General features: G+C 73.4%; 14 protein-coding genes and 1 pseudogene. 12 read left to right on the top strand and 3 right to left on the bottom strand.

What is annotated here, in order from left to right; all coding sequences use genetic code 11:
- Positions 1-59 precede the first annotated feature (59 nt).
- Positions 60-407, top strand: coding sequence for a Uma2 family endonuclease (locus ACFSL4_RS36325; RefSeq protein ID WP_381092343.1), 348 nt, complete (start codon positions 60-62; stop codon positions 405-407).
- Between the two features lie 223 nt (positions 408-630).
- Positions 631-1,842 (top strand): ROK family transcriptional regulator, encoded by a 1,212-nt coding sequence (locus tag ACFSL4_RS36330; protein WP_381092318.1) that lies wholly within the window; start codon positions 631-633, stop codon positions 1,840-1,842.
- A 77-nt stretch (positions 1,843-1,919) separates the two neighbouring features.
- Here ACFSL4_RS36330 and ACFSL4_RS36335 read toward each other — a convergent pair.
- Positions 1,920-3,102 (bottom strand): annotated as a pseudogene (locus ACFSL4_RS36335) (RNA-guided endonuclease InsQ/TnpB family protein); the annotation flags it as partial.
- Between the two features lie 138 nt (positions 3,103-3,240).
- Between ACFSL4_RS36335 and ACFSL4_RS36340 the strand changes: the two are divergent.
- From ACFSL4_RS36340 to ACFSL4_RS36380, 9 genes are all read left to right on the top strand, one after another.
- Positions 3,241-4,506 (top strand): 6-phospho-beta-glucosidase, encoded by a 1,266-nt coding sequence (locus ACFSL4_RS36340; protein ID WP_381092320.1) that lies wholly within the window; start codon positions 3,241-3,243, stop codon positions 4,504-4,506.
- Complete coding sequence (locus ACFSL4_RS36345) at positions 4,497-5,471, top strand: N-acetylglucosamine kinase (RefSeq protein WP_381092322.1); 975 nt, start codon at positions 4,497-4,499, stop codon at positions 5,469-5,471. The genes ACFSL4_RS36340 and ACFSL4_RS36345 overlap by 10 nt, the downstream gene beginning before the upstream one ends.
- A gap of 303 nt (positions 5,472-5,774) precedes the next feature.
- On the top strand, positions 5,775-7,217 hold the full coding sequence (locus ACFSL4_RS36350; RefSeq protein WP_381092324.1) for a hypothetical protein: 1,443 nt from the start codon (positions 5,775-5,777) through the stop codon (positions 7,215-7,217).
- A gap of 14 nt (positions 7,218-7,231) precedes the next feature.
- Entirely contained in the window at positions 7,232-8,233 is a 1,002-nt protein-coding gene (locus ACFSL4_RS36355; protein ID WP_381092326.1) for a glutamate ABC transporter substrate-binding protein, read from the top strand.
- A gap of 89 nt (positions 8,234-8,322) precedes the next feature.
- Entirely contained in the window at positions 8,323-9,645 is a 1,323-nt protein-coding gene (locus ACFSL4_RS36360) for a coiled-coil domain-containing protein (protein ID WP_381092328.1), read from the top strand.
- The gene (locus ACFSL4_RS36365; RefSeq protein ID WP_381092329.1) at positions 9,642-12,236 is read left to right on the top strand and encodes a serine/threonine-protein kinase; all 2,595 of its coding nucleotides are present in this window, start codon (positions 9,642-9,644) and stop codon (positions 12,234-12,236) included. Before ACFSL4_RS36360 ends, ACFSL4_RS36365 begins: the two co-directional genes overlap by 4 nt.
- 3 nt (positions 12,237-12,239) lie before the next feature.
- A complete protein-coding gene (locus ACFSL4_RS36370) occupies positions 12,240-13,583 on the top strand; it encodes a PP2C family protein-serine/threonine phosphatase (RefSeq protein ID WP_381092331.1) in 1,344 nt (447 codons plus the stop codon).
- Positions 13,584-13,704: 121 nt separating this feature from the next.
- Complete coding sequence (locus ACFSL4_RS36375; RefSeq protein WP_381092333.1) at positions 13,705-15,054, top strand: vWA domain-containing protein; 1,350 nt, start codon at positions 13,705-13,707, stop codon at positions 15,052-15,054.
- A 94-nt stretch (positions 15,055-15,148) separates the two neighbouring features.
- Positions 15,149-16,582, top strand: a complete 1,434-nt coding sequence (locus ACFSL4_RS36380) for an FHA domain-containing protein (protein WP_381092335.1) — start codon at positions 15,149-15,151, stop codon at positions 16,580-16,582.
- A gap of 84 nt (positions 16,583-16,666) precedes the next feature.
- Here the strand turns inward: ACFSL4_RS36380 and ACFSL4_RS36385 are convergent, their stop codons facing one another.
- Positions 16,667-17,647 carry a methyltransferase domain-containing protein gene (locus ACFSL4_RS36385; protein ID WP_381092337.1) on the bottom strand — a complete coding sequence of 327 codons (981 nt, stop codon included), beginning with the start codon at positions 17,645-17,647 and terminating at the stop codon, positions 16,667-16,669.
- A 99-nt stretch (positions 17,648-17,746) separates the two neighbouring features.
- Between ACFSL4_RS36385 and ACFSL4_RS36390 the strand changes: the two genes are divergently transcribed.
- Positions 17,747-18,160 (top strand): globin, encoded by a 414-nt coding sequence (locus ACFSL4_RS36390; RefSeq protein ID WP_381092339.1) that lies wholly within the window; start codon positions 17,747-17,749, stop codon positions 18,158-18,160.
- A gap of 33 nt (positions 18,161-18,193) precedes the next feature.
- Here ACFSL4_RS36390 and ACFSL4_RS36395 read toward each other — a convergent pair.
- The coding region (locus ACFSL4_RS36395) for a DUF8185 domain-containing protein (RefSeq protein WP_465269776.1) at positions 18,194-18,505 on the bottom strand (312 nt) is incomplete at its 5' end.

Raw genomic sequence — 18,505 nt, forward strand, 5'->3', positions numbered from 1 at the left:
AACGGGAACGAACGGGCTTCCGTATCGCACACGGGGACGGCCGGACGCAGGCGCTGGTCATCCCCGACTTCTACGTCCGTCGCCGCAGGGCGACCGAGCTCGACGAGTCGTACCGCAAGACCCACAAGGGCTGGTACCCCATCGACATGATCGCGCTGGTCGGCGAGGTCACGTCCACCAACCACGAGACGGACACCGGCCCCAAGCTGCGCACCCGCGCGGCGACCGGCGTCCCGGTCTACGTCCTGATCAACCGCAACACCGGGACGGCCCACTGCTGCACCGACCCGGTCACGCCCGCCAGCGGCCCCACCAAGGCGTACCACGGCAACGAGTCCAAGGTGCACCTCGGAGAGCCCCTCCCCCTCCCGGCCCCTGCCCCGCCCCGGACACGGCTCCGTCCCTGAACGGCCGAGCCGGAGACCCGCGCAACGAGCCGGTTCCCACCACGGCCCGCCCTTGACGCCCCCGCGTCCCTCGGCCTACCTTCCTGTCACCGCAATAGGAAACTTTCCTAATAGTGGTCGCGAGGGAGCACCCGGACAGGGCCCGCCCCGGGACGATCACCCGGTGGACTTCCCGACGGCCCCGCTGAGAAGCTGGACCGTTGAAAGGCAGGTGGCGACGCATATGGCAGGATCCGCCGGTACGCCGGGCACCCCGCGCGTGCTGCGCGCCATGAACGACCGCGCCGCCCTCGATCTGCTCCTGGAGCACGGTCCGCTCACCCGCACCCGCGTCGGCAAGCTCACCGGCCTGTCGAAGCCCACCGCCTCCCAACTGCTCGCCCGCCTGGAAGCCGCCGGCCTCGTCCTGATGACCGGCACCAGCGAGGGCCGGCCCGGACCCAACGCCCAGCTGTACGTGGTCAATCCGGCCGCGGCCCATGTCGCCGGCCTCGACGTCACCCCCGAGCGCATCCACGCCGCCGTCGCCGACATCACCGGCAGGACGGTGGGCGAGTACGAGCTGCCGACGCCGGGCCGCCGTCCGGCACAGCCGGTGGTGCGGCAGGTCACCGACGCCCTCGACGGCGCGGTGAAGGCCGCCGGGCTCGCCGTCGCGGACGTGCACCGGGTCGTCATCGGCACCCCGGGCGCCTTCGACCCCAACACCGGCCGGCTGCGCTACGCCTCACACCTGCCCGGCTGGCACTCCCCCACACTGCTCGACGATCTCGCCGCCGCCCTCCCGATGCCCGTCGAGTACGAGAACGACGTCAACCTCGTCGCCCTCGCCGAACAGCGCCTCGGCGCCGCCAGGGGTCACGACGACTTCGTCCTGCTGTGGAACGAGGGCGGTCTGGGCGCCGCGCTCGTCCTCGGCGGCCGGCTGCACCGCGGCTGGACCGGCGGTGCGGGCGAGGTCGGCTTCCTGCCGGTGCCCGGCGCTCCCCTGGTCCGCCAGGTGACCAGGGCGAACAGTGGCGGCTACCAGGAGCTGGCCGGTGCGCAGGCCGTTCCCGTACTCGCCCGCGAACTCGGCATCACCGACGTGCCCACCGGCCCGTACGCCGAGGTCGCCGCCACCCTCGTGGGCCTGGGCGCCGACAGCGCCACGGGCCCCCACCGCCGGCTGCTGGAGGCGTACGCGACCCGGCTCGCCACCGGTCTGGCCTCGCTCGTCTCCGTACTCGACCCCGAACTCGTCGTCCTCAGCGGCGCCTGCCTCACCGCCGGGGGCGAGCCGCTGCGGTCCCTGCTCCAAGCCGAACTGGAGGAGCTGGCCGCGTCCCGGCCGCGCCTCGCCGTCGGCGACGTACGTGAACACCCCGTGCTGCGAGGCGCGTTGGAGAGCGCGCTCGCCGCCACCCGCGACGAGGTCTTCGACACCTCGCGCTGAGCCTGCCGACGAGCGCCACGCTCACCGGATTGGCCTCTCCCCTCCCGAAGGCGGGGATGCCCCGACTCCACGCCGCTACGCGGCGCTCCTTCGAAGCTTTCCTGCTTCACCACCGACGGCCCCGTCCGGAAGGTTCTTCCGTTGAGGTCTTACACCGGCTCCACAGGCCGACACCGCCAGCCCGGCGGCCAGAAGATTGCGCGCGGCGTTCGTATCCCGGTCGTGGGTCGCACCGCAGCCGTCACACGTCCAGGTACGGATCTCCAAGGGAAGACGGTCGCGGATCAGGCCGCAGGCCGAGCAGGCTCTGCTGCTGGGATGCCAGCGGCCGACCACCACCAACTCCCGCCCGTACCAGTCACACTTGTACTCCAGCATGCTCCGCAACTCGGTCCACGACGCATCGGAGATGGCGCGGGCGAGCCTGCGGTTCTTGAGCATGTTCCGCACCACCAGGTCCTCGATCACGATCAGTTGGTTCTCCCGAACGAGACGAGTGGTGACCTTGTGCAGGTGATCCCTACGCCGGTCGGCGATGCGGACGTGTACGCGCGCGGCCCTTACCCGGGCCTTCTCCCGGTTCTTGCTGCCTTTCTCCTTCCGCGCCAACTCGCGCTGCGCTCGGTTCAGCCGGGTCCGTTCACGCTTCTCCTGCTTCGGATTAGTGATCTTCTCCCCTGTCGACAGAGTCAGCAGGCTGGTGATCCCCGCATCGATACCGATCTGACCTGTGGACTCTCCGGCCGTCACCGTGTCCTCGCAGAGCAGGGACACGAACCAGCGCCCGGCCGCATCCCGGGAGACGGTCACCGTGGACGGATGGGCATCCAGAGGCAGGGGACGGGACCACACGATGTCCAGCGGTTCGCTCATCTTCGCCAGGAACAGCCGACCGCCGCGCCAGCGGAACCCCGAGCGCGTGTAGGCCGCCGAGGGACGCGACTTCTTACGCGTCTTGAACCGGGGATACTTCGCCCGTTTCTCGAAGAACGCCTGGAACCCGAGCCGAAGATGACGCAGCGCCTGTTGAAGCGGCACCGACGACACCTCCCGCAGGAAGGCAGCCTCTCCACTCGCCTTGAAAACCGTCAGTGCGCGGTCGGTTGCCGGATAGGTGATCTTCTCTCCGCGCAGTATGTATGCCCCCGAACGAAGCTGCAGGGCCCAGTTGTACACGTAACGAACACAGCCGAACGTGCGTGCCAGCTCCGCAGCCTGCTCACCGGTGGGATAGAAGCGGTACTTGAAAGCCCGCTTCACCTGCCGCTTCGTGCTTACGTGCTACTCCCCCTCGCATGTAAGAGAGTTCAGTACGGCGACATCCGACGCGGAACCCCCCGATTCTCAACAGGCCGACCCGCACCTTTTGTGAAGGCCGCGCCGGCAGGAGGGCATCAAGTGAAACTCACCGTGGTCGGCGGAGGGTCGACCTACACACCCGAACTCGTCGACGGATTCGCACGGCTCAGAAACACCCTGCCCGTTCAGGAACTGGTCCTCGTCGATCCGGCCGCCGAACGCCTCGAGCTGGTGGGCGGGCTGGCCCGGCGCATCTTCGCCCGGCAGGGGCACGACGGCCGCGTCGTCACCACCCGCGACCTGGACGCGGGCGTCGAGGGCGCCGACGCCGTGCTGCTCCAGCTGCGCGTCGGCGGGCAGGCGGCGCGCGAGCAGGACGAGACATGGCCGCTGGAATGCGGCTGCGTCGGGCAGGAGACGACCGGCGCGGGCGGCCTCGCCAAGGCGCTGCGCACGGTGCCCGTGGTCCTCGGCATCGCCGAACGCGTCCGCCGCACCAACCCGAAGGCGTGGATCATCGACTTCACCAACCCGGTCGGCATCGTCACCCGCGCCCTCCTCCAGGAGGGGCACCGCGCGGTCGGGCTGTGCAACGTGGCGATCGGCTTCCAGCGCAAGTTCGCCGCCCTGCTCGGTGTCGCCCCCGCCGACGTCCACCTCGATCACGTGGGCCTCAACCACCTCACCTGGGAGACCGGTGTGCGCCTCGGCGGCCCGGAGGGCGAGGACGTCCTGCCCAAGCTGCTCGCCGAGCACGCCGAGGCGATCGCCGGCGACCTGCGCCTGCCGCGCGCCCTCCTCGCCCGGCTGGGCGTCGTCCCGTCCTACTACCTGCGCTACTACTACGCGCACGACCGGGTCGTCCGGGAACTGCGCGGCAAGCCGTCGCGGGCCGCGGAGGTCGCCGCGATGGAGCGGGAGCTGCTCCGCATGTACGGCGACCCGGCGCTCGACGAGAAGCCGGCACTGCTCGCCGAGCGGGGCGGTGCCTACTACTCGGAGGCGGCTGTCGACCTCGCCGCCTCGCTGCTCAGCGGCGCCGGATCGCCCTACCAGGTGGTGAACACGTACAACAAGGGCACGCTGCCCTTCCTGCCGGACGACGCGGTGATCGAGGTCCAGGCCGCCGTGGGAGGCCACGGGCCGACGCCCCTTCCGGTGGCCGGCGTCGACCCGCTGTACGCGGGGCTGATGGCCAACGTGACCGCGTACGAGGAACTGGCCCTGCAGGCCGCCCTGCACGGTGGCCGCGAGCGGGTCTTCAGGGCGCTGCTCGCCCACCCCCTGGTCGGTCAGTACGCGGACGCCGACGCCCTCACCGACCGGCTGATCGCGCACAACCGGGAGCACCTCACGTGGGCCTGACGGGGGGTGTCCTCGCCATCGACGCGGGCAACAGCAAGACCGATGTCGCCGTCCTCACCACCGAAGGCGAGGTCCTCGCCACCGCCCGCGGTGGCGGGTTCCGGCCGCCGGCGGTGGGCGTCGAGACGGCCGTGGACACACTGGAGGAGGTCGTACGGCGGGCCCTCGCCGTGGCGGGGGCCGCCTCGGCCGGGCATGTCTCCGCCTGTCTCGCCAATGCCGACCTGCCCGTGGAGGAGGGGCAGCTGGCGGCCGCGCTGCACGCGCGCGCGTGGGGCACCACCACCGAGGTGCGCAACGACACCTTCGCCGTCCTGCGCGCCGGTGTCGCCGAGCCCCGCGGGGTGGCGGTGGTGTGCGGCGCCGGCATCAACTGCGCCGGCATGCGCCCCGACGGGCGCACCGCCCGCTTCCCCGCGCTCGGGCGCATCTCCGGCGACTGGGGCGGCGGCTGGGGCCTGGCGGAGGAGGCACTGTGGTGGGCGGCCCGCGCGGAGGACGGCCGGGGCGGACCGACGGCCCTGGCGCGCACACTGCCCGCGCATTTCGGGCTCGACTCGATGTACGCGCTCGTCGAGGCGCTCCACCTGGAGCGGATCGAGCACGGCCAGCGCCATGAGCTGACACCGGTGCTGTTCGCCACGGCTCGCCGGGGCGACCCGGTGGCCCGCGCGATCGTCGACCGGCTCGCCGAGGAGGTGGTGGCCATGGCGGTGGTCGCGCTGGGCCGGCTGGACCTGCTCGCCGAGGAGACGCCGGTGCTGCTCGGCGGCGGCATCCTGGCCGCCCGCCATCCTCAGCTGGACGACCGGGTGAGGGAGCTGCTGGCCGCCCGCGCCCCGAAGGCGGTGCCCCGGGTGGTCACGGCGCGGCCGGTCCTGGGCGCGGCGCTCCTCGGCCTCGACCGCGTACGCGCCCCGGCACAGGCCCACACGCGCGTGCGGGCGTACTTCGAACCGGGCTGAAGGTGCCGGTGGCGGCGCGGCCCACCGCCGTGGCGTGGGCTCGCGGCGGGCGCACGGGACGCCCGGAACCTCCCCACTCGTACGGGAACCGAACGGATCCCGAGGACGTATTGATGAACAGGGGGCGGTGCGGGGAGGCTTGCGCCGCACCGATGTCCGGGCGGCGGCACCGCGATCCGCAACAAGATCGCGTGCAGACCTGTGCGGATGCCGGTTCCGGCGGCGATACTTGCCGCCGTGCACCTGCGTCCGCACCCGTGCTCCGGGCGGAGGTGACCGACGGATGACCATGGGGGAGGTCAAGTGACACAGCCGCAGCAGGGCGGAGCGCCACCCGCGCCGGCCCCGGCCCCGGCCCCGGAGGCCACACGCTCCGCGGCGGGCACGGCCCCCGTGCCCCGGGGCCGTCCCGCCGCCCAGCCCCGCCGTACGGCTCTCGCCGAGAGCGCCGACCGGCTGCGCGCGGCCGCCACCACCGAGCCCGGCCGGCTGCGCATCATCGGTGCCGTCCTCGCCGTGCTCGTCGTCGCGTTCGGTGCCGTCACGGCCTGGCAGATGGCCGAGCGGTCCGCCGCCGCCGACGACGTCCTGCACAGCAGCCAGCCGCTCAGCGCGGGCGCGGCCGACATCTACCGCTCCCTCGCCGACGCCAACACCACAGCCTCCAGCGGCTTCCTGTCAGGCGGTCAGGAGCCCGCCGCGACCACCCAGCGGTACGAACGGGACATCCGCACCGCCGCCGCGGGGCTCGTCAGGGCTGCCGCCAGCGCCGAGCCCGGCTCGCCCTCCGCCGCCACCATCGTCAGGCTCAACACGCTGCTTCCCGAGTACAAGGGCCTCATCGAGCGGGCCCGGGCCAACAACCGGCAGGGCTTCCCGGTGGGCGGCGCCTACCTGCGGACCGCCAACGACACGATGCAGCGGGAGATGCTGCCGGCCGCCCAGAAGCTGTACGAGAGCGAGAACCAGCGGCTGCGCGCCGACTACGCGGACGCCACCCCGTACCCCTGGCCCGCCATCGCCCTCGGTGTCCTCTCGCTTGCCGCCCTCGCCTGGGCGCAGCGCCGCCACTACCTGCGCACCAACCGGGTGCTGAACCACGGCCTGGTGGCCGCCACCGCCGCCTGCGCGATCGTCCTGCTGTGGCTGGTCGTCGGCCATGGCTTCGCGCGCGCCGGGCTGGAGTCCTCCTACGCCCACGGGGTCCGCTCGCTGAACGTCCTGCACGACGCGCGCATCGCCTCCCTCAACGCCCGCGGCAACGAGAACCTGACGCTGGTCAGCCGCGGCGCCGAGACGAGGAAGCTGGCCGACGGGACGATCGAGGACGCCTACGACTACGCGTTCCAGCAGGACATGAAGACGCTCTCCGAGGGCCTCGGCAAGGCTGAGGCCCTCGCCGACGACCGGGCCGGCAGGCAGCCCGTCACGGCCGCCACCGGCAATATGAAGGTCTGGCAGCAGCGCCACAGGCAGGCGCGGGCCGCGGACGACGACGGCAACTACCAGGCCGCACTGGACAAGATCATCGGGTCCAAGGCGGACCAGCCCACCGGCGAGTGCTTCGACAGCGTGGACGCGAACCTGGCGAAGGCCCTGGACCATGAGGAGCACGAGTTCCGGCAGGCGGCGGGCGACGGCCTGGACGCGATGACCGGGCTCCCGGTGGGCGCGGCGGTCCTGGCGGTGATGGGCGCGGCGGGCGCGGTGCTGGGCATCGGGCGCAGGCTTTCGGAGTACCGGTGAGAGGGGGAGCGGTGATGGTCGCGCGGCGCCTGAGGACGAGCCTGAAGGGCTGGGGCGGTGTGGGTGCGATGCTCGTCGCCTGCCTGCTCGCCGTGGCCTTCGTGCTGCTGCTGCCAGTGGCCCACCCGAGGGGGGGCGGCCCGCCGGGAATCGGCGGCCCGGGCCTCGCCGAGGGCACCCAGGCGAAGGCCGACTCCTGCGGCGACCACCCGGAGCGGCTGAGCCCGCCGCCGTCCGGCGACGAGAGCGGCCCGGCGGTCACCGCCATCAAGAAGCGCGGCTATCTGTCAGTGGGTGTCGACCAGAACAGCTACCGCTGGGGCTACCGCGACCCCAACACCCCCGGCAGCGACCTGGAGGGCTTCGACATCGACCTCGCCCACGAGATCGCCCGGCAGATCCTCGGCGACGCCAACGCCGTCCGCTTCCACGCCATTCCCACCAACCAGCGCATCCCCGCCGTCAAGAGCGGGCAGGTGGACCTGGTGGTGCGCACCATGACGATCACCTGCGACCGGCTGAAAGAAGTCGCCTTCTCCACCCCCTACTTCACGACCGGCCAGCAGGTCCTGGCCCCCAGGTCGTCCGGCATCACGGGCTACGACCGTTCCCTGGCCGGGCGCAGGATCTGCTCGGCCGAGGGTTCGACGGCCGGCGCCAAGCTGGCGGACGACAAGAGGTCCGGCCGGCTCGCGCCGTCCGCGGACATCTCCACCACCGTCCCCAACCAGCTCGACTGCCTGGTCAAGTTGCAGCTGGGCGAGGTCGACGCGGTCGTGACCGACGGCGCCCTCGCCGCGAGCCAGGCGGCCCAGGACCCGACGGTCGAACTCAAGGGAAAGCCCTTCACGACCGAGTACTACGGGGTGGCGATGAACAAGCAGGCGGGCGATCTGGTGCGCCGGGTCAACCAGGTGCTCGCGGACTACCGCAGGAGCGGCTGGCAGGCCTCGTACGCCAAGTGGCTTTCCTCGACGCTGGGCACGGACCCGGCGTCGTCACGGCCGCCGTCCTGATGACAGGGGCAACCGACCTGATACCACTGGAGTGTCAGCCCGGCGCACCGGACACACGCACCGGGAACCACGAGAGCGAGAGGTGATCGATGGGCGTCACGGGACCCACCGGGCCGGTACTGGACCGGGACGAGGTGGACCGTGCGCTGGCGCGGCTCGGCGCGGAGCACGAGGCCATAGAGACCTCCCTGCTCGCCCTGCAGGACCATGCGGGCCGCCGACTCCTCGAAGGCGCCGAGCTGACGGGCGTCACCAAGGAGCGCTGGACGTCCGCGGAGGCGTCGATCACCCTGCTGTGGGCGTACTTCGACGCCTACACGGACGCCCTGCACACCGCGCGCGCGATCCGCGCCCGCCGGCGCTGGTCCAGCCGCGAGGACCTGGTCGAGCTGACCGAGCTGCTGCGCGGCGCGAGCGTCACGGTCGCGGGCAGCGCCACGGCGACGGCGAACGCGCCGACGCTCCCGGGCGCCGGCAGGCTCAGCGAGCAGTTCACGCTGGTGCAGCTCGTGGAGCGGATGAACGAGCTGTACGCGTCCTCGCTCGACATGGTCGTCGCCGCCGACGCGGTGTGGTCGGCGCTGCCGGCCCGGATCGATCTGCTGGCCGCGGAACTGCAGCGCACCCGCCGGCTCGCGCACTCCGTCGGGGTGCGGCCCGGCGAGCACCCGGCGGGCGACGACCTGGAGCGGATCACCCGCACCCTGACCGCCTTGCGCGAACAGGTGGTCTCCGATCCGCTCGCCTTCTGGGTGCCCGCGCAGGGAAGTTCGGCGCCCGGCGGCGGCCGCCCGGACACCACCGTGTACGACCGTGAGGCGCGCGCCCTGGAGGACGTGCGCCGCGAGATCGACGCCGTGCTCACCGTCCGGCAGGACGCGGAGCAGCGGCTCATCAGGCTGCGCGACGTCCTCAGCCGGGCGGACCGCACGCTCGCCGAGGCGCGCACCGCCCGCGGCGAGGTGCTCGCCAAGATCGCCGCCACGGAGGTGCCGGTCGTCAGCGGCCCGCCGACCGCGCTGCAGGAGCAGCTCGCGACGGCCGCCGAGTACCGCAGACACGCCCAGTGGCACCGCCTCTCACCGCTCCTGGAGTCCCTGGAGCAGAAGGCCGACGACGAACTGCTGCGCGCCCGTGAGTCGTTGACGGCGGTCACGGCGCCCCTGGCGGTCCGCGCGGAACTGCGCGGCCGCCTCGACGCGTACAAGGCCAAGGTGGCCCGGCACGGTCTGGCGGAGGACCCGCTGCTGATCGAGCGGTACGACGCGGCCCGCCGCATGCTGTGGAGCGCCCCCTGCGACCTCAGGGTCGCCGAGCAGGCGGTGCTGCGCTACCAGGGGGCGGCCGCGGAACTGCTCGGCTCCCGCGTGCCCGAGCAGAGCGGGCCGGCCGACAGGAGGGGGGAGCCATGAGCCAGGAAGGGCACAAGTGCCAGCGGCCCGGATGTGACGGGTCGTACGAGGACGTGGGCGGCGGCGAGCTGTACTGCGACACGTGCGGTCTGGCCCCGGTCGTCGCGGCACGGGACGCGGCCGGCCCGGCCTCCACGGGGATCACCTCGGACAGGGACTCGCACGGTTCCGGCGGCGGCAACTCGCGCGCCAGTTCCCGTACGTCGTCGCGGTCGTCCCAGTCCCGGCGCTCGGTGTCGGGCCGACTGTCCGGGAAGACCAACGGCCGCTCGGTGTCCGTGCGCAGCTCCGGCATGTCGTCCTCCGGTTCCGGGCGCAGCCGGCTCGGCCTCGGCCTGGTGCAGGTCCCGGACGTGCCGCGACCGGACCCGCGGGCGATGGTGCTGGAGAGGCCCGAGGTGCCCGAGCGCAAGCGGTTCTGCTCGCGCTCCGACTGCGGCGCCCCGGTGGGGCGGGCGCGCGGCGACCGGCCGGGGCGCACGGAGGGGTTCTGCACCAAGTGCGGTCACCCGTACTCGTTCGTGCCCAAGCTGCGCGCCGGGGACATCGTGCACGGCCAGTACGAGGTCGTGGGCTGCCTCGCGCACGGCGGTCTCGGCTGGATCTATCTGGCGGTGGACCGCGCGGTCTCCGACCGGTGGGTGGTCCTCAAGGGCCTGCTCGACACCGGCGACCAGGACGCGATGGCCGCGGCGATCTCCGAGCGGCGCTTCCTGGCGGAGATCGAGCACGCCAACATCGTGCGCATCTACAACTTCGTGGAGCACCTGGACCAGCGCACCGGCTCCCTCGACGGCTACATCGTGATGGAGTACGTGGGCGGCAAGTCGCTGAAGGAGATCGCCAACTCCCGCCGCACGCCGGACGGCAGGCGGGACCCGCTGCCGGTGGAACAGGCGTGCGCGTACGGCATCGAGGCGCTGGAGGCGCTCGGCCATCTGCACAGCCGCAACCTGCTGTACTGCGACTTCAAGGTGGACAACGCGATCCAGACCGAGGACCAGCTCAAGCTGATCGACATGGGCGCGGTGCGCAGGGCGGACGACGACGAGTCGGCCATCTACGGCACGGTGGGCTACCAGGCGCCGGAGGTCTCCGAGGTGGGCCCGTCGGTGGCGAGCGACCTCTACACGGTCGCCCGCACCCTCGCGGTGCTCACCTTCGACTTCCAGGGCTACACGACCGTCTTCGTGGACTCCCTGCCCGACCCGGACGGCGTCGAGGTCTTCAGCCGGTACGAGTCCTTCTACCGCCTGCTGGTCCGCGCCACCGACCCGGACCCGGCCCGCCGGTTCGCGTCCGCGCAGGAGATGTCGGAGCAGCTGACGGGGGTGCTGCGGGAGGTCGTCGCCCTCCGGACCAACCACCCCCGGCCCGCGGTGTCGACGCTGTTCGGCCCCGAACTCAAGGTCATCGACACGGAGTTGTTCGCGGAGCCGACGGAGGACGTGTCGCGGCTGGGGGCGCGGGTGGTGCGGACGAGAAGGAGGGCCGCCGTCCCGGGCTCCGGCGCGGCATGTGCCGCGGCACCGGGCGGCGCGGCCGTGCGCTCCGACGCGGCCCCCGCGGCACCGATGCCACCGGCCGGCGCGGCGCCCGTGCCACCGGCCGGCGCGGACGCCCGTGCCACCGGTGGGGGCGCCGGGCTCGTCAAGGCACTCGACACCGCCGCCGCCGCGCTGGCCCTGCCGGTGCCCCTGGTCCAGCCCGGCGACTCCAACGCCGGTTTCCTGGCCGGTCTCCTGACCTCCGCTCCCGCGGAGCTGATCACCGCGCTGCGCACGGCGCCGGCGCCCTCCCCGGAGCTGCGGCTGCGCGAGCTGCGGGCCCGGCTGGAGATGGGCGAGACGGACGCCGCGGGGCGGGTCCTCGACGGGCTGGAGGCGGACCACCCCGACGACTGGCGGGTCGTCTGGTACCGCGGTGTCACCGCGCTCGTCACCGGCGACCACGAGGCCGCCGCGCTCTCCTTCGACGCGGTCTACGACGCCTTCCCCGGCGAGCCCGCGCCCAAGCTGGCCCTCGGGCTGTGTGCGGAGGTCCTCGGCCAGCTCGACAACGCGGCCGAGTACTACGGCCTCGTGTGGACCACCGACCCCAGCCACGTCAGCGCGGCCTTCGGCCTGGCCCGGGTCCAGCTCGCCTCCGGCGACCGCCACGGCGCCGTGACGACCCTGGAGTCCGTGCCGGAGGCGTCCATCCACTACACCGCCGCCCGCGTCGCCGCCGTACGGGCCCGGCTGCGGCAGCGTGCGGGCCAGGGCCCGGAACCGGCGTTCCTGGACGACCTCGTGGCCGCCGCAGGGCAGGTCCAGGCGCTGGAGGCGTACGGTCTGGACGCCGTGCGGCGCGAGCAGTTGTCCACAGAGGTCCTCGGCCGCGCCCTGGACTGGGTACTCTCCGGTAGCCAGGGCCCCTCGCCGGGCGCGGCGGCCGGACGGGCGCTGCTCGGCAGCGACCTGGACGAGCGCGGCCTCCGTTTCGGCCTTGAGCGCTCGTACCGGACGCTGGCCAGGCTCGCGCAGCGCAGCGAGGAGAGGATCGACCTGGTGGAACGTGCCAACCGTTACCGCCCCCGGACTTGGGTGTGATCGATGTCGCAGATGCCCCAGCCGACGGCGCTTTCCCGGTGCCCCAGTTGCGAGGAGCCCCTCGAGTCCGGTGACCGCTTCTGCGGCGCCTGCGGGTACGACCTGTCGGTGGTGCCCGCCCGCCCGTCGGACACGCCGACGCTGACCATGAACGGCGCGGCGCCGCCCTCTCCCGACGAGACGGCCGCCGTGGACTGGCCTGCCGCTCCCCCGGCGGGCGGCCCCGGCCCGTCCGCACCGGTGCATCTGCCGGCCGATCTCCAGGGCACCGGCTCCGGCGGCTCCGAACCGCCGGCCGCGCCCGCCGCCCCGGCCGGCCGCGCCGCCCAGGGCGTCCGGTTCCACCGTCCCGCGCAGCCCCAGGACTACAACCTGGCGGCACCCCAGCCGGTCGACCCGCGCTCGGCCGCGCCGGCGACACCCCCGGCCGGCACGAAGGTCTGTGTGGCCTGCCGCACGGGCACCGTCGACGGGGACGGCTACTGCGAGCACTGCGGTCACGCCCAGCCACGGGAACGGGACCACATGGAGCAGGAGTTGGGTGCGGTCGCCGCGGTCAGCGACCGGGGCCTGCGCCACCACCGCAACGAGGACGCCTTCGCGGTCTCCTCGACCGCCCTGCCCGACGGCTCGCCCGCGGTCGTCGCCGTGGTGTGCGACGGCGTCTCCTCGGCGACCCGCCCCGACGATGCCTCCCTCGCCGCCGCCCACGCCGCGAACGAGGCGCTGCTGGAGGCCCTGCCCCGCGGCACGCACCCCCAGCAGGCCATGCACGACGCGATCGTCGCCGCATCGCACGCCGTCAACGCGCTTGCCACGAAGCCCGAGACGGCCCAGGAGCACTCCCCGCACCAGAACGCGCCCGCCTGCACCCTGGTCGGCGCCGTCGTCACCGCCGGCCTGTTCGTCGTCGGCTGGGTCGGCGACAGCCGCGCCTACTGGATCCCGGCGGACCACGCCGCGCCCCCGGCCCGGCTCACCGAGGACGACTCGTGGGCCGCGCAGATGGTCGCCGCGGGCCTGATGAGCGAGGCCGAGGCGTACGCCGACGAACGCGCGCACGCGATCACGGGCTGGCTGGGCGCCGACGCCTACGAACTGGAGCCGCACACCGCTTCCTTCAAGCCGGACCGGCCGGGTGTGGTGGTGGTGTGCACCGACGGGCTGTGGAACTACGCGGAGACCGCCGAGGAGATGGCCGAGGTGGTGCCGCCCGGTGCCGAGCGGCGTCCGCTGCACTCGGCCCGGGTGCTGGTGGGCCACGCCCTGGACGGCGGGGGCCACGACAACGTAACAGTGGCGGTCCTCCCGTTCCCGGCCACGCCGCAGGGGGCAGGATCCGCCTGAGCGGTGTGTCCCCGGACACGCCCGTGGCCGGCGGGGGCCGGCCCCCAGGACCGGAGGGGACCGGTCCGCAACCAGCCATCACCCCAGGGTGCTGGGGTCCTTGAGGGGGATCAGAGAACGCATGGCCAATTTCTCGAAGTCGAACGTGCCGCAGTTCTCGGTGGACGTCTATCAGAACGAGTACCTGCCGGAGGGCGGCCGCGAGGTCAACGCCATCGTGACGGTGACCGCGACCGGCGGCGGCACGATCGGAAGCTCGGTCACCGCGCCCCGGTTCTACGCGCCGGGGCAGGGCCCGAGCGCGGCCGTGGCCGTCATGGTCGACTGCTCGGGGTCGATGGACTATCCGCCGGCCAAGATGCGCAACGCCCGCGACGCGACGGCCGTGGCCGTCGACACGCTGCGCGACGGCGTGCACTTCGTGGTCATCGGCGGCACTCATGTGGCCAAGGAGGTCTACCCGGGCGGCGGACGGCTCGCCGTCGCCGACGCGCACACCCGTGACCAGGCCAAGCAGGCCCTGCGCCGGCTCAGCGCGGGCGGCGGCACGGCGATCGGCACCTGGCTGCGGCTGGCCGACCGGCTGCTGTCCTCGGCCGGCGTCTCGATCCGGCACGGCATCCTGCTGACCGACGGCCGCAACGAACACGAGGCACCCGAGGACCTGCGGGCCGCGCTGGAGTCCTGCGCGGGCCGTTTCACTTGCGACGCGCGCGGAGTGGGCACCGACTGGGAGGTCAAGGAGGTCACCGGGATCGCCTCCGCGCTGCTCGGGACCGCCGACATCGTGGCCGACCCGGCCGGGCTGGCCGCCGACTTCCGGCAGATGATGGAGGCAGCCATGGGCAAGGAGGTCGCGGACGTCTCGCTGCGGCTGTGGACGCCCGTGGGCACGGAGATCGTGTTCGTGAAGCAGGTGGCGCCCACGGTCGAGGACCTGACCGGCCGCCGTGTCGAGGCGGGCCCGCGTGCCGGGGACTACCCCACGGGCTCCTGGGGCGACGAGTCCCGCGACTACCACGTATGCGTCCGCGTCCCGCCCGCGGACATCGGCCAGGAGATGCTGGCCGCCCGGATCTCGCTCGTGATCCCGCAGAACGAGCAGGGCAGCGCCCACAACCTCGGCGCCCGGGGGCTCGTACGGGCGGTGTGGACCGACGACATGGCCGCGTCCACGTCGATCAACCCCCAAGTCGCGCACTACACGGGCCAGGCGGAACTGGCGCATCTCATCCAGCAGGGGCTGGAACTCCGCAAAGCGGGCGATTTCGACGCCGCAACGGCCAAGCTGGGGCGGGCCGTTCAGCTCGCCGGTGCCTCGGGGAACGCGGATACTGCGAAACTGCTTGCGAAGGTGGTGGACGTGGTCGACGCCGCGACAGGTACTGTGCGACTGAAGGCGAAGGTCGCGGAGGCCGACGAGATGACTCTCGAAACACGGTCCACAAAGACTGTTCGTGTAAAGAAGTGACGTAGGAAGTCCCGACAGCAGCGAGCCCGACCCCCCGGGGTTGGAGAACCACGCCGGTCACAGCGACCGGAGAAGGAAAGGGGGAAGCGCCGACATGCCGACCTGCCCGAACGGACACCAGTCGGGTTCCGACGACTGGTGCGAGGTCTGCGGTCACCGTATGGCCGGTGCCGTACCCCCGCCACCACCACCGCCGCCGCCCGGCGCCGGCTACGGCTACCCGCCGCCCGGTTCGCCCCCGCCGCCTCCGGGCGCGGGCGGCGGCCCCGCGGGGCGGCCCCTGTCCGCCGTACCGGACCTTGAGCCGGAGCTCTGCCCGCAGTGCCGCACCCCCCGCGAGGGCGGTGCCCCGTTCTGCGAGGAGTGCCGCTGGAACTTCCTGACCAACACCGCGACCTCCTACACCCCCGCGGCTCCGCGCCCGCCGGCTCCGTCGCCGAACCCGGCGCTGCGCTTCCAGCAGGGAGAGCAGACCGGGCCCGGCCCGGACCCGTACGACTACCACAGCTCCCGGCCGTCGCAGGTGAACCGGCCCGCGGAGCCGATCCCGCCGTCCCCGCCGTTCGGCGGTGAGCCGTCCGGGCCCGCGGGCTTCGGCGGTGAGCAGTCCGGGCCCGCGGGCTTCGGCGGTGACGCCTCGCGTCCGTCCGTCTTCGGGCACGATCCGTCGCGTCCGGCACCACCGCCGTCCGGCCCCCCGTCGGGCGGTCCGGGCGGTCCGGGCGGTCCAGGCGGCCTTGGTGGTCCGGGCGGTTCCGCCGGTCCCGGCGGCCCTGGTGACCCCGGCGACTCTGGTGGTCCCGGCGGCCCGCAGCCCCAGGCTCCGAACGGCCCCTCGGCCTTCCAGCCGAGCGGCCCGCCCCCCACGTACCAGCGGCCCGGCGGCCCGCCGCCCCCGGTCCAGGGCTTTCCGCCGCCCGGGTCGCCGCAGCCCGGCGGGCCGGCCTTCGGCGGCGGTGACGACGACTGGGTGATCTCACCGCCGTCGTCCTCCCCGGCGGGCGGCGCGCCCGGCCGTCCGGCGGGTCCCGGAGCCCCCGGCGGCGGTCAGGGCGGGGGCTACGGTTACCCGCAGCCCGGCGCCACCCAGGCCCCGCCCCGCCCCTACGGGCAGCAGCAGCCGGTGACCTGGACCGCCACCATCGGTCCGGACCGCGAGTACTTCATGGCGATGATGCAGCGCTCCGGCCCCGAGGCCGCGGGCCTGAACCTGCCCGCGTACTCCCCGGAGCAGCAGCGCACGCTGTCCGGCAACCAGGTCACCATCGGCCGCCGCCGCCACTCCACGGGCGACACCCCCGACATCGACCTGTCGGTGCCGCCCGAGGACCCGGGCGTCTCGCACCAGCACGCGGTCCTGGTGCAGCAGCCGGACGGCTCCTGGGCGGTCGTCGACCAGAACTCCACGAACGGCACCACCGTCAACGGCGGCGAGGAGCCCATCCAGCCGTTCGTGCCGGTGCCCCTGCAGGACGGGGACCGGGTGCACGTGGGCGCCTGGACGACGATCACCATCCGCCGGGGCTGAACGGCGCGGCCCCCGGGCGCGTGTGGGATTGCTCACGGGCTCTCGTACGCGTCCGGGGCCGTTCCGTCTCATCCGGCCCGGTCTTCACGACAGCGGCCAGGTGTGCGGCCCGTCCGGCTCGTCCAGCCAGACCCGGGCGCGGTCGCCGCTGAGCGTGATCCCGAACCGCTCGCGGCCGGGCCGCTCCTCGTGCTCCCACAGCGTGTACGCCTCGGAGGGGGTGAGGGTGCCCGCCGTCAGGGCCAGCACGAACCGGAACCCCTCGTCGTTCCGGGCCCGGCGCGGCAGCCCGCCCAGATCCGGCGGTTCCGGCTCGGGCCGGGTTCCGCCGCGCAGCGGTACGAAGTAGGCGGGCGTGGTCAGGAAGTGCCCCTCGGCGTGCCCGGCGTCCCGCACCTCCAGGGCGATCAGCCCGGTCGCGAACGGCGCCAGGATGCGCGCGCCCGGACGGCACTGCGCCGGCCAGGCGCCCGGGATCGAGCTCAGCGCGCAGGTCGCGATGATCCGGTCGAAGGGGGCCCGCTCCGGTACACCGCGCGAGCCGTCGCCCGTGACCACGGCCGGGTGGTGTCCGGCGGCCGCCAGGTGCTGCCGGGCGGACTCGGTGATCTCCGGGTCGATGTCGATCGTGGTGACCCGGCCGTCACCTAGGCGGTGGGCGAGCAGGGCCGCGTTGTAGCCGGTGCCGGCGCCGATCTCCAGGACGGCGTGACCGTCCCGGACCCTCAGCGTGGTCAGCATCTGTGCCATGAGGGACGGCTGGCTGCTGGAGGAGATCAGCTCGCCGTCGCGCACCCGGGTGGCCAGCGGGACGTCGGCGTACGCGCCGCACAGCCACTCCCGCCTGCGGTCCGGGTCGGGATCACCGCACCACCGGCGCTTGTAGCCGCCCCTGGCCACGACGTAGTAGTACGGCACGAAGAGATGACGCGGCACCGCCGCGAACGCCTCGCGCCAGAGGGGATCGGCGGCCCACGCACCGCTTGCGTCGATCTCCCGCACGAGGTCCGCCCGCGCCGACGCGGCGAGGTCCTCCAGATCGTCATCGAGAGCGTGCGCGCCCATGCCTCCACTCTGCTGCGGAAGGCGGCGCGTGGCGAGCATGCCGCGCGCGTCGAACCGGGGATCCGGGGGCTTGCGTCCTGGGTCGCCGCGTCTGAGACCATGGACCCTGTGAATGAGATTCGGCGCGGCACGCTGCAGGAGCAGACCTTCTACGAGCAGGTCGGCGGCGAGGAGACCTTCCGCCGCCTCGTCCACCGTTTCTACGAGGGAGTGGCCGAGGACCCCGTTCTGCGGGCCATGTATCCCGAGGAGGACCTGGGCCCGGCCGAGGAGCGCCTCACCCTGTTCCTGATCCAGTACTGGGGCGGGCCGACGACCTACAGCGAGCGGCGCGGCCACCCCCGCCTGCGGATGCGGCACGCCCCGTTCACCGTGGACCAGGCCGCCCACGACGCCTGGCTCGGCCATATGCGGGTCGCCGTGGACGAGCTCGGCCTGTCCGAGGAGCACGAGCGGACGCTGTGGAACTACCTGACGTACGCCGCCGCGTCGATGTTGAACACCCCCGGGTGAGCCGTCCCGCGGACCACCGGCCCCCGGTGACGCTCAGCGCACGCTGACGCTCAGCGTGCCGAGACCCGTCCGGCGCACGGCGACCGACCCGTACGGGGTGCGCAGCCTGAGCCACGCGCCCGACGAGAACAACTCCGGTGGCGCGTCCCCGCCGGACACCCGCGGCGCGGGGCGCAGGAAGCCGAGCGACTGCGCGGCGTGCGCGGCCCGCATCGGCAGCTCCGTGTCCCCCAGTGTGCGGGACCAGATCTCCCTGCCGATCCCGTCGAGCGCGGTGCGCGTCCGCCGCTCGGCTGCCAGCTCCTGCGTGCGCGAGCGGAACTCGGCAACCGCCGCGGCCATGAA

Origin of the sequence: Streptomyces caeni (genome assembly GCF_042678285.1) — a bacterium.
In the GTDB taxonomy this organism is placed as follows: Bacteria; Actinomycetota; Actinomycetes; order Streptomycetales; family Streptomycetaceae; genus Streptomyces; species Streptomyces caeni.